Source organism: Enterobacter sp. Lyrl_3, assembly GCF_051948675.1.
Taxonomy (GTDB): domain Bacteria; phylum Pseudomonadota; class Gammaproteobacteria; order Enterobacterales; family Enterobacteriaceae; genus Enterobacter; species Enterobacter cloacae.
The window spans coordinates 295,629-307,844 of the sequence record NZ_JAYJLI010000004.1 but is presented as its reverse complement, the minus strand read 5'-3'; the positions used below and the strand labels follow the sequence as shown (position 1 = coordinate 307,844).

Sequence of the window (12,216 nt, the reverse complement as noted above, 5' to 3'; positions counted from 1 at the left end):
CTTCAGGCTGACGCCTTCTGGCGTCAGCCCCGGGAACTTACAGCGACTTCACAAACGCCAGCAGATCTTCGTTGAGCTGGTCCTGGTGGGTCAGCGCGAAGCCGTGCGGCGCGTTGTCGTACACCTTCAGCGTGGCGTTTTTGATCATCTCTGCCGCCAGCTTGCCGGTGCTTTCAAACGGCACGATCTGGTCGTTACTGCCGTGGATCACCAGCGTCGGCACATCGATTTTCGCCATATCCGGGCGGAAGTCGGTTTCGCCGAACGCGGTCACGCAGTCGATGGTGCCCTTCAGTGACGCCAGCAGGGCGATGTTAAGCGTCTGGGTCAGGGCACCGGCAGAGACGGTCTGCCCGGCATTGATGCCGTAGAACGGGGTGGCGAAGTCGCTGATGAACTGGGCGCGATCTTTACGCAGGCCGTCGCGAATACCGTCGAACACGCTCTGATCCACACCCTGCGGGAAGGAGTCCGATTTGCCGAAGATCGGCGTGACCGCGCCCAGCAGCGCCAGACCGGCCACGCGTGCGCTGCCGTAGTTATTGATGTAGCGGGTCACATCGCCGCCGCCCATGGAGAAGCCCACCAGCGTCACGTCCTGAAGGTCCAGGGTGGTAATCAGGTCGTTGATATCGGACGCAAAGGTATCGTAGTCGTAGCCGTTCCACGGCTGATCCGAGCGGCCAAAACCGCGACGGTCAAAGGCGATGGCGCGGAAGCCGCGTTCGGCCAGATAGTTCAGCTGGCTGTCCCACATGTCGCCGTCCAGCGGCCAGCCGTGGCTGAAGAGAACCGGTTTACCCGCGCCGCAATCTTTGTAGTAAATCTGCGTGCCGTCTTTTGCCTTAAACGTTGCCATAGTGTGTTCCTGTACAGGTGATGGTTATGGTTATACCGGCGCGACCAGGTAGCGAATAGCCGGTGATGTTGTGCCCTGATGAAAAGCCAGAACGCGGCTCTGCAGCAGGAGGTCATTCATGGTGTGGCGCTCCTGCTGGCGCAGATGCTCAATCCAGGAGCCCATCAGGAAGGTCTCGATAAACAGTCCGGGGCGTTCGATATCCTCGTACACCGCCCAGCTCATCGCTCCGGCGCGGCGGCGCACCCGGCGCAGCTCGTGCACTGCCTGCAAAAACGCTTTCGCGTTGTGCGGGTCGATGATGTACTCGTGCGACACCAGCACCGGGCCGCGCTCGTTCGGCAGGTCGATCTCGATGCCGTCCAGCGGCTGGCCGCTGAGGTCGAGATTTAAATCAGGATCTTTCTCCAGCTTCCAGCGGAACACCGTCGCGCTCGCCAGCACCATTCCCAGCGTGGCGACCACCAGCGAAGTCGGGGTGCCAAACTGCGAAGCGATCTGTCCCCAGAGGGCGCTGCCGGCGGTCATCGAGCCGAAGAACACCGTCAGATAAACCGCCAGCGCACGGGCTTTCACCCAGCGTGCCGCGCTGCGCTGCGCGCCGAGATTGAGGGTGGAAAGCACCGCAATCCACGCGAAGCCGGTGAAAAACTCAAACAGGTTCAGCAGCCAGAAGTGGCGTACGAACGCCAGCGCCAGCATGGTGAGGGCAAATGTCAGGCTGGCGGCCACCATCAGGCGGTCGGCGTTCAGCCGCTGGCGCAGTCGCGGCAGCAGGATCGCCCCGGCGATCGCCCCCAGGCCAATGCACGCCAGCATCACGCCGTAGCCCGCCGGGCCTAAGCCCAGCTCGCGGCGCGCCACCAGCGGCAGCAGGGCCCAGCCCGCGCTGCCGAAAACGAAGAAGGCCACCGTGCGCACCAGCACGTTGCGCAGCACCGGCGCGGCGTGCACGTAACGGATGCCAGAGCGCACCGCCGAGAAGAAGTGCTCCGGCGGCAGACGCTGCACTGTCGATGCGGGACGCCAGCGCCACAGCACCCACGCCACGCCGACCACGGAGAGCGCGTTCAGGGCAAACACCATCCACGGCCCGGCCAGCGACAGCAGAAAACCGCCCAGCGCAGGGCCAATCGCCCGGCTGATGTTCACCCCGAGCGAGTTCAGCGCCACGGCGGCACCCAGCTCCGGCTTGCTCACCAGGTCGGGCACCACCGCCTGGAACGGCGGCGAGCTCATCGCCGCGCCCACGCTCAGCAGAAACGTCGTCACCAGCAGAACCGCAGGCGTGACGTGGCCGGTGAAGGAGAGCACCGCCAGCCCGGCGGCGGCGATGAACACCCACAGCTGGGAGAAGAGCAGGTATTTACGTCGGTCGACGATGTCCGCCATCACCCCGGACGGCAGGGCGAAGAGGAACATTGGCAGGCTGCTGGCCGCCTGTACCAGCGCGATATCCAGCGGATCGGCGCTCAGGCTCAGCATGCTCCAGTTAATACCGACGTCGCTCATCCATGAGCCGACGTTAGAGACCACCGTGGCGATCCACAGCATGCGGAATACCGGCTGGCTCAGCGGCTGCCAGGGCGAAACCGTCGGTGCGGGCGTCGTCTCGACGTGGGCGTCACGAACGTCGTTAACCTGGGTCATGCAAATTTCTCCGTTACCTTACGCTGCAGCCGCCACTGGCCCGGCCCGGTCAGGGCAAGGGTGGTGAAGATAATCAGCAGCAGCCAGCCAAACTGCCCTTCGGCAATCGACCAGTTCGGGTGTACCGCCAGCATCGCCACCAGCAGCACGGCAATAATCGGCAGGCACGCCAGGCGGGTGTAGACGCCCGCAATGATAAACAGCGGGCAGATCACCTCGGCGACAATCGCCGGGATCAGGCTCGCCCAGGGCCCGAAGCCGAACGGATCTTCAATGCGTGTCAGCTCTTCGCTGAAGTGCAGCACCTTCGGCAGGCCGTGTACGTACAGCAACAGCAGGCTGCCGGTGAGACGCAGGAAAAACAGCCCCAGGTCGACCCGGGGCGGAGCAAAGGTGTTTTTCATCAGAATGCAAAGCAGCTGCAGCCCAGCGCCCCCCAGAATGCGTTATCGTCCGACACCGGTATCTCTGACGTGCGCGCAAAATCATGCTGGTGGCTGTGCACCCCGCACGGGCCGCTGCAGTGGTGGACGGCATTCATACCCACGCGTGTGGCCTGCGGCGGCGCGCTGCGGTAGTGGCCCGGCACCTTCACCACCGGGGACCACTCGGGAAGAACCGGAATGGCAGGCGGGGCCAGCGGGCCAAAGCTGCCTGCGGCGTAGACGATATCGCCGTTGACCACCGTCAGGACGGATTCGATGCCCTTGATCTCCTCTTCCGGCACGCGGAAGTAGTCTTTGCTCAGCACCGCCAGGTCGGCGAGCTGGCCGACCTTAATCTGCCCCTTCTGGTTTTGTTCGCTGGAGAACCATGCGCTGCCCTGGGTCCAGAGCATCAGGGCGGTGTCGCGATCCAGACGGGCGCTGTGATCGTACATCTGCATCCCGCCGACGGTACGGCCAGAGACCAGCCAGTAGAGGGCGGTCCACGGGTTGTAGCTCGCCACGCGGGTGGCATCGGTGCCTAAGCCCACCGGTACGCCGGTCTCCAGCATTTTTGCCACCGGTGGCGTATGGCGGGTGGCTTCAATGCCGTAACGCTCGGCAAAGTATTCGCCCTGGAAGGCCATGCGGTGCTGCACGGCAATGCCGCCGCCGAGCACTTTGATGCGGTCGATGTTGGCCTGGGTGACAGTCTCCGCATGGTCGAAGAACCAGTGCAGGCCGTTGAACGGAATATCGCGGTTAACTTTTTCGAACACGTCCAGCATGCGGCTGATGGACTCGTTGTAGGTGGCGTGCAGGCGGAACGGCCAGCGGTGCTCTACCAGATGGCGCACCACGCGCTCCAGCTCATCCTCCATGCCCGGCGCGAGGTCAGGGCGTGGTTCGAGGAAATCTTCAAAATCGGCGGCGGAGAAGACCAGCATCTCGCCCGCGCCGTTATGGCGGAAGAAGTCGCTGCCCTGGCCCGGCGTGAGCATGTCGGTCCATTTCTCAAAGTCTTCCAGCTCGTGGCCCGGACGCTGGGTAAAGAGGTTGTAGGCGATGCGGACGGTCATCTGCTTCTTCTCGTGCAACTCGGCAATCACCTCGTAATCTTCCGGGTAGTTCTGGAAGCCGCCGCCCGCGTCGATGGCGCTGGTCAGTCCCAGACGGTTCAGCTCGCGCATAAACTGGCGGGTGGAGTTAACCTGCTGCTCCAGCGGCAGCTTCGGCCCTTTGGCCAGCGTGGCGTAGAGGATCATGGCGTTCGGACGGGCGATCAGCATCCCGGTCGGGTTGCCGTTGGCGTCGCGCTGGATCTCGCCGCCCGGCGGGTTTGGCGTGTCTTTGGTGTAGCCAACCACCTTCAGCGCGGCGCGGTTGAGCAGGGCGCGGTCGTAGAGGTGCAGGATAAAGACCGGGGTATCCGGCGCGGCGTCGTTAATTTCGTCCAGGGTTGGCATGCGGCGTTCGGCAAACTGGAACTCGCTCCAGCCGCCCACCACGCGCACCCACTGGGGCGATGGCGTGCGCAGGGCTTGTTCTTTCAGCATCCGCAGGGCATCGGCCAGAGACGGCACGCCTTCCCAGCGCAGCTCGAGGTTGTAGTTCAGCCCGCCACGAATGAGGTGCAGGTGGGAGTCGTTCAGGCCGGGGATGGCGGTGTGGCCTTTTAAATCCACCACTTTAGTGCCGTCGCAGTGGTGTTGCATCACCTCGGCGACGGTACCCACTTCCAGAAATTTTCCGTCGCGCACGGCGACGGCTTCCGCCACAGGATTCTCGCGATCGACGGTGTGAAACTGGCCGTTAACCAGAATGAGATCGGCTTTTCCAAGGGTAACCATAACTGCTCCTGACTGAGAGGGGAATGGTCAGGATTATGGGAACCGGTTTCGGCAAAGATCCAGTTATACAATAGGATAGGTATACCAAAGTATAACTATACCTAAGGTTAACTATACGAAGAGATAATTACGCACAGGCGCAGAAGGCCGCAGGATGGGGGCGACTTTATCGGCGTGGCACTCACGGCGATTTCACCCTTAACCACTGGAAAATGCTATGACCTCTTCAAAGCTCGAAGTATTAACCCCTGCGAACTGTCAGATTATTTTCATCGACCACCAGCCACAGATGGCGTTTGGCGTGCAGTCTATTGACCGCCAGGTGCTGAAAAACAACACCGTGGCGCTGGCGAAAGCGGCCAAAGTGTTCAACATCCCGACCATCATCACCACCGTAGAGACTGAAAGCTTCTCCGGTAACACCTACCCGGAGCTGCTGGACGTGTTCCCGGGCCAGGACATTCTGGAGCGTACCTCCATGAACTCCTGGGACGACCAGAAGGTGCGCGACGCGCTGAAAGCCAACGGCAAGAAGAAGGTGGTGGTTGCCGGTCTGTGGACCGAAGTGTGCAACAACAGCTTTGCCCTGTGCGCAATGCTGGAAGGCGACTACGAAATTTATATGGTGGCGGACGCGTCTGGCGGTACCACCAAAGAAGCCCACGACTTTGCCATGCAGCGCATGATCCAGGCGGGCGTGATCCCGGTGACCTGGCAGCAGGTGATGCTGGAGTGGCAGCGCGACTGGGCGCGTAAAGAGACCTACACCGCGGTGATGGATATCGTGCGCGAGCACTCCGGCGCGTACGGCATGGGTGTGGATTACGCTTACACCATGGTGCACAAAGCGCCGTCTCGCCAGAAGAGCGAGCACCGTACCTTAGCGCCGGTCCCGGCCCGCTAAGTCCAGGCGGCAGGCTGGTCCCTCATCCGGCCTGCCACTGACTGCTTTCTGGAGTTCTCTATGAGTACAGGGTTGATATCCCTTGCGGCAGGCGTGTTGATCGGCCTGATGTATGCCGCGCTGAAGGTACGCTCCCCCGCGCCGCCCGCGCTGGCGCTGATTGGCCTGCTGGGGATGCTGGCCGGGGAGCAGGCGACGCGCCATCTGTTAGCCCGCGACAGCGTGGTGAGCGTTCCGGCAGTGGTTCACCATCCGGCAGGAGAGTCATCATGAAGGCCTGGATAATTTCGCTGGTGTGCGGCGTGCTGGCTGGGGTAATTTACGCTCTGCTCAACGTCCACTCTCCGGCACCGCCGGTTGTCGCCCTGCTTGGCCTGTTTGGTATGCTGGTGGGCGAACAGCTGATCCCGGTGGGACGTCGCATACTGAATCGCGAACCGCTGACTCTGGCCTGGTTTCGTCACGAGTGTGTGCCGAAAATCAGCGGCACGGCGCCTCCCGCGCCCGTGAAGGAAAACCGCGACGTTTAATGATTTTTTGAGGAATAACAGCATGACGCTGCCGTGGCGCATTGCCATCATTGATGACGAACGTTCTGTCCGCAGCGGGCTGAGTAACCTCCTGGAGTCGGAAGGGTATGCGACCGACACGTTTGATTCGGCAGAGGTGTTTCTGAGCCACCCGTTCGCCCTGTCCGGCGCGGCGCTGGTGATCACCGATATCAAGCTGCGGGGCATGAACGGCCTGGAGCTGTTTGAAAAGCTGCGGCTGCTGGCCGCCCCGCCTCCCCCCGTACTCTTTATCTCCGGTCATGCTGATGAAAATATGCAGCGGTACGCTCTTGATTTGGGCGCCGCTGCATTTTTGCGTAAGCCTATTAACATCGATATTCTGCTGGATCATATTCAGCGGGAGCTGGCCCGCCGACAATAAGGATCGCGGATGAACGAAAACGAGCTGCCTGCATTCTGGCCCGCCCAGGGAAATCTCCATGATGGGCGGGTTTTTGTCCTTAAAGAGGATGTCATTTTTACCGTGCTGGCGCAGGAGGGCGGGATCTCCTGGATGAACGCCCGACATCCCCATTCTGGCGGCTCCTTTATCATTGCCACCGCGGTCAGCGACGAAGAGGAAGAGCGGGCCACCCGGCTGCTCAAAAATGAGTTTGCGTTGCGCGATCACCTGCAGGGCAGCTGGGCCATTCGCGCCGTGGCCTCCACTCAGTACCGGGGGCGTTTTGCACTGGTGTATGCGCCGTTTTCGTTTGAGCTGCTGGCGCGACGCGCGGGCAGGGCGATCTCGGGGATCGCCGGGTTTATCGAGCTGGCGATCCAGATCTGCACGCCGCTGCGCCAGATGCATCTGCAGAACCTGATCCACGGCGATATCAAGCCCGGCAATATCTTTGTTCATCACGATTCAACCTGCCGTCTGGGCAGCTTTGGCCTGTCATGCAGTATCTCGGGGGCCTTTTCCCAGACCCGGTTAGCCGTCTCTGGCGGTACGCCCGCCTATATGTCCCCGGAGCACACCACCCGCACACAGCGGGCCGTCGATTGCCGCAGCGATCTCTACAGCCTCGGCATTGTGCTTTATGAGCTCCTGACCGGACGCCTGCCGTTTGAGCTGGGCGAGAACGAGCAGACCAACTGGGCGCATTACCACATTGCCTCTGAGCCGCTTTCTCCCGCCGTGTTGCGCCCGGATGTGCCCGACATGCTGTCGACCATCATCCTCAAGCTGCTGGAGAAGCAACCCGATAACCGCTACCAGACCGTCGACGGGCTGATTGCCGATCTTCGACGCTGCCAGGCGACGTTAACCTCCGAAGGCGAGATCGTCGCCTTCACGCCCGGCCAGCAGGACCGGACGCCGGCGATCCATCTGGCGGACTCCCTGTTTGCGACGCATCCGCAGGCAAACGACGTCATCGCCGCGTTTGAGCGGGTGGGGCAAAACATTGTGCCGGAGCTGGTGACGATCGGCGGGCCGTCGGGGATCGGTAAATCCTCGATTATCGCCACGGCGTTAAAAACGTTGCAACAGCGCAGGGTGCTGCTGGCGGTGGGCAAGGTCGATCAGTTTTCGCCGACGTTACCCTACGGCGTATTAAGCTCGGCGTTTCGCACCCTGACGCTGCACCTGCTCGGGCTGCCTGCGGAAGAGGTGGCGAAGTGGAAAATCCGCCTCGCGCGCGCCCTGGAAGGATATGAAGAGCTGGCCGTCAGCCTGGTGCCCGAGCTGGGGTTGCTGCTGGAGAGTAAACCTCGCTTCTCGGCAGATACATTTTCCATTGATGCCCGGGCCCGCTTCAGCCATATGGTGCTGGCGCTGGTTAAAACCTTTGCCTCGCAGGGCTGTCCGCTGGTCTTGCTGCTTGACGATCTGCAGTGGAGCGACGCCGCCAGCCTGCAAACGTTGAAGCACCTGCTGGCGACCTGCGGTGCCATTCCGCTATTGCTGGTGGTGGCGCACCGGGACATCGCCTCGTTGTCCGATCCCGCGTTACAGCAGCAGCTCGCGAGCCTGCCGGCGTCGGCGCAGCACGCCATCGAGATTATCCCGCAGCCGCTGACGGTGAAGGCGGTAGCACGCTGGCTGGGCACGCTGTTTCGCGTGCGCAGCGCCACAACAACCGACCTCGCCACGCTTATCCACGAGAAAACCGGCGGCAACCCGCTGTTCGTGCATGAGTTTTTCCGCCGCATTGTTGATGACGGGCTGGTGGTGCATAACAAGTATCAGGACAAATGGCAGTACGATCTGCAGGCGATCCGCGCCCGGCATTACACTGAAAACGTCGTCACCCTGGTGCTGGAAAAGCTCGAAGAGATGCCCGACGAGACGCGTCGTCTGCTGGGCAGCATTGCCTGTCTTGGCGGCACGGGCGAGCTGGAGATGCTGTGCCGCGTGGTCGGGATGTCGGTGGCGGAAATCCGTTATGCGCTGCACCCGGCGGTGATGGCGCAGCTGATTGTGCTGACGGAAAAAGCGTATGCCTTTACCCACGACAGGGTGCAGGAGGCTGCTTTCGCACTGCTGGATCAGCGTGAGAGGAGCCACCTGCACCTGACCACCGCCAGCCTGCTGGCCGAGGCCGCGCGTCAGGCGGCGGGGAACGAACTGCTGTTCCGCGCCGTGCACCACGTGACGGCCGCGCTGGACAGCATTCAGCCTGCGCCGCAGCGCCAGATGTTCCGCGAGCTCAGCCTGCTGGCCGCACGGCGGGCGAAGCGCACCGGCGATTATCATTCGGCCCTGAGCTACATTCAGACCGCCAGAGCGCTGGGCAATGCCGGGGCGGTGTCTGACTTTATGCTCGACATCGAAGAGGCGGGCTGTGAATTTGCGCTCGGCCACCTGGAGCGAACCCGCGAGCTGTGTGACGCGATCCTCGGCTGCCCCGGCGGGCTGACTGAAAAAGCGCTGGCGGCTAACCTGCTGGTGGAAGTCTACATTCGCCAGTCCGACAGCCGTCTGGCGCTGGAGGCGGCGCTGTGCTGGCTGGGGATTTTTGGTATCCAGATCAGCCACTACCCGGAAGACGTCGAGTGCGACGAAGCCTGGAAACACTTCTGCAACCGCGTGGGAGACGCGCCGCAACAGCATTTTGTCCAGCTCTCGCAAATGGACAACCCGCAAACCGAAGCGGTGATGAACCTGCTGTATAGCGCCAGCATTTGCGCCAGTTTTATCTGTCCGCGCCTGCACTTTTTGCTGCTTTGTCGCATGATGCATCTGACCCTCGACCACGGTATCACCGGCGCCTCCACCACGGCGATGGCCTGGTTTGGCGTATTGATTGGCCAACGCTACGCCGAGTATCGCCTTGGTTTCCAGTACGGCACGCTGGCCCGCGAGCTGGTAAACCGTCACGGCTACGATGCCTTTGAAGCCAAAACCCTGCTGCCGCTCGATCAGCTCAGCGTCTGGACCCAGCCGCTGTCATTCACCATCGAGTGCGCCAAAGCCTGCTTTACCGCCGCCGTCACTCACGGTGATATGACGGTGGCCTGCTTTGCGGCCTGCCATCAGGTGATCAACTTCCTCTCGCGGGGCGATCATCTGGACGGGGTGCTGACCAGCATCGATCGCGGTCTGGCCTTTGTCCGTAAAACCCACTTCCAGGACATCGAAACGATTTTGATGCTCCAGCGCGGCTACGTTGAGTTTCTGCGTACGCCGGTCATCGGCACCTGGAGCGCCGCGCAGGTACTCCCTGAAGCGATGCTGCCAGCGGCGCCTGAGCAGGCCCCGGAGCAGACCTCGACCATGTTGTTCTGGTACTGGCTGTACCGTGGGATGGCGCACTTTACCTGCGGGGAGTATGCCGCCGCGCAGGCGGAGCTGGAGCAGGCGGGCTGGTTCGCATGGTCTGCGCCCGGCCACATTCACCTGCTGGATTACCATCTCTACAGCGCCCTGTCGCTTTCCAGACAGCTGACGCCGGAGACCTTCTCGGCAAATCACCGTCGCAGCATTCACGCCCACTACGACAAAATCGCCCTCTGGGCACGGATTAATCCGGGCACGTTTGCCGACAAAGAGGCGCTGATTTACGCCGAAATCGTGCGTCTGGACGGGATGAACAGCATTGCGCTTGAGCAGTATGAGAAAGCGGTGCGCCTCTCGCGGGAGGGTGGTTTTAATCCGCTGAACGCGCTGGCCCACGAGCTGGCAGGGCGCTTTGCCCTTGCCTGCGGCTATCCGACCGCCTCGGACGCCCACTTCCGCGGGGCGATCGCCGCCTGGGGCCGCGCCGGTGCACAGGCAAAAGTGCGCCAGCTTGAGCAGGATTTTCCGCATCTTCTGAGCTCCGCCCAGGCCAGCGCGTACGACACGGTGGCTTTCGCGCAGAATGAAGTGATTCGCGATCTGCAAAGCGTGATCAAGGCGTCACGCGCGCTGTCTGAAGAAATTAACCTTGAGCGGTTAATCGAAAACCTGATGACGCTGCTGCTTGAACGGGCCGGGGCGCAGCGCGGTCTGCTGCTGCGCGTGAGCGACAACCATATCCCGGAGATCGAGGCCAGCGCGTGGACCAGTACTGACGGCGTGCGGGTGCGGATCCTGAAAGAGGTCCCGATGGCGACCGATATGCCGCTGTCGGTGCTGGCGGCGGTGATCCGCACCGGACAGGAGATCCGCACCGGCAAGCCGGAAGAGTTCCACCCCTTTAGCCAGGATCCTTATCTCGTGACCTCGGGGGCGGCCGTGATGTGCGTCCCGATGTTCAAACAGGCGCGGCTGGTGGGCGTGCTCTACCTGGAAAATCGCCTGATGCCGGAGGTCTTTACCGCCGAGCACTCCCGCGTGGTGAGCCTGCTGGGGGCGCAGGCGGCGGTCTCGCTGGAGACGGCGCGCCTGTATGCCGAGCTGCTGGCGGAAAACATCCAGCGTCGCCGCGTGGAGAAAGAGCTGCGATCCAGCCAGACCTCGCTGATGCTGGGCGAGCAGATCAGCCACACCGGCAGCTGGCGCTGGGAGCTGGAGCAGGATCTGATGTTTATCTCCGAGGAGTACGCCCGCATCCTCGGCCTGCCTGAACAGCAAAAGAAGATCTCCATGGCGGAGTTTTTGACCTTTGTGCATAAGGATGATTACGCCCGGATCAGTACCATCGTCACCCAAAGCGTACGCGAAGGGCTCTCCATGCGGGCGGAGTTCCGCATTAACCGTACCGATGGCTCAACCCGCTATATTCTCGGGATTGGCGATCCGGTGGGCGTGGGCAGCGAGGTGAACGAGTATTACGGCATCATCACCGACATTACCAGCCAGCGGGCGGCGGAAGATGCGATGCGGGTGGCGCAGGCGGATCTGGCGCGCGTTTCCCGGGCGACCACCGTCGGGCAATTGACCTCTTCCATCGCTCATGAGATCAACCAGCCGCTGATGTCGATCGTCTCCAACGCCGGGGCGAGCCTGCGCTGGCTCAACCGGGAGCCAGCCCGGCTGGATAAAGTGCGTGAAGGGCTGGAGGAGATCGCCGCTGAAGGGGCGCGGGCGGGGGAGATCATCCGCAGCATTCAGTCCCTGACGCGCAAGCAGGATCCGACCTTCTCACGCATCGATCTGCACTACCTGGTCCACCATATCATCGCGCTGTCGCGCAGCGAGCTTGAGCAGCGACACATTAGCGTCGATTACCTTTTGCAGGCGCAGGACAGCTTTATCACCGGCGACAGCGTGCAGATCCAGCAGGTGCTGCTCAACCTGGTGATGAACGCGGTAGAGGCGATGGCCGAGGTGAAAGATCGCTCTTGCACCATCACCATCAGCACCAGCAATGCAGAAGGGAGAGTGCTGGTGGAGATAGCCGATACCGGCAGCGGCATAGAGCCTGAGCGGCTGGAGAAGATTTTTGACTCGTTCTATTCCACCAAAGCGCAGGGCATGGGGATGGGGCTGACCATCAGCGCCAGCATCATTGAGCGGCACTGCGGGAAACTGAGCGCGCGCCGCCGGGAGCCGCACGGCACCGTCTTTGCTTTTGCGCTGCCGCTTGCGGCACAGGAAGGGTAACGG

General features: G+C 62.0%; 9 protein-coding genes. 5 read left to right on the top strand and 4 right to left on the bottom strand.

Annotated features, from left to right (window positions below; genetic code table 11):
- Nucleotides 1-37: 37 nt before the first annotated feature.
- Genes VF709_RS11365 through VF709_RS11350 form a run of 4 tightly spaced genes read right to left on the bottom strand, consistent with a single transcriptional unit; the run spans nucleotide 38 to nucleotide 4,784 of the window.
- The gene (locus VF709_RS11365) at nucleotides 38-859 is read right to left on the bottom strand and encodes an alpha/beta fold hydrolase (protein WP_023293378.1); all 822 of its coding nucleotides are present in this window, start codon (nucleotides 857-859) and stop codon (nucleotides 38-40) included.
- A 30-nt stretch (nucleotides 860-889) separates the two neighbouring features.
- The gene (locus VF709_RS11360; RefSeq protein WP_114519178.1) at nucleotides 890-2,509 is read right to left on the bottom strand and encodes an MFS transporter; all 1,620 of its coding nucleotides are present in this window, start codon (nucleotides 2,507-2,509) and stop codon (nucleotides 890-892) included.
- Nucleotides 2,506-2,913, bottom strand: coding sequence for a DoxX family protein (locus VF709_RS11355; RefSeq protein WP_020687449.1), 408 nt, complete (start codon nucleotides 2,911-2,913; stop codon nucleotides 2,506-2,508). Before VF709_RS11355 ends, VF709_RS11360 begins: the two co-directional genes overlap by 4 nt.
- Nucleotides 2,913-4,784, bottom strand: a complete 1,872-nt coding sequence (locus VF709_RS11350) for an amidohydrolase (RefSeq protein WP_440231593.1) — start codon at nucleotides 4,782-4,784, stop codon at nucleotides 2,913-2,915. Before VF709_RS11350 ends, VF709_RS11355 begins: the two co-directional genes overlap by 1 nt.
- Nucleotides 4,785-5,001: 217 nt before the next feature.
- On the opposite strand from VF709_RS11350, the gene VF709_RS11345 reads away from it, so the two are divergent.
- From VF709_RS11345 to VF709_RS11325, 5 genes are read left to right on the top strand one after another with little or no spacing between them, the layout of a single operon-like run.
- Nucleotides 5,002-5,688: a hydrolase gene (locus tag VF709_RS11345; protein ID WP_013095411.1), complete on the top strand. Its 687-nt coding sequence runs from the start codon at nucleotides 5,002-5,004 to the stop codon at nucleotides 5,686-5,688.
- 60 nt (nucleotides 5,689-5,748) lie between these two features.
- Nucleotides 5,749-5,961 carry a DUF1427 family protein gene (locus tag VF709_RS11340; protein WP_013095412.1) on the top strand — a complete coding sequence of 71 codons (213 nt, stop codon included), beginning with the start codon at nucleotides 5,749-5,751 and terminating at the stop codon, nucleotides 5,959-5,961.
- Nucleotides 5,958-6,218: a XapX domain-containing protein gene (locus VF709_RS11335; protein ID WP_013095413.1), complete on the top strand. Its 261-nt coding sequence runs from the start codon at nucleotides 5,958-5,960 to the stop codon at nucleotides 6,216-6,218. Before VF709_RS11340 ends, VF709_RS11335 begins: the two co-directional genes overlap by 4 nt.
- A 22-nt stretch (nucleotides 6,219-6,240) precedes the next feature.
- Entirely contained in the window at nucleotides 6,241-6,621 is a 381-nt protein-coding gene (locus VF709_RS11330) for a response regulator transcription factor (RefSeq protein ID WP_013095414.1), read from the top strand.
- 9 nt (nucleotides 6,622-6,630) lie between these two features.
- Nucleotides 6,631-12,213, top strand: a complete 5,583-nt coding sequence (locus VF709_RS11325; protein WP_440231589.1) for a trifunctional serine/threonine-protein kinase/ATP-binding protein/sensor histidine kinase — start codon at nucleotides 6,631-6,633, stop codon at nucleotides 12,211-12,213.
- Nucleotides 12,214-12,216: the final 3 nt, after the last annotated feature.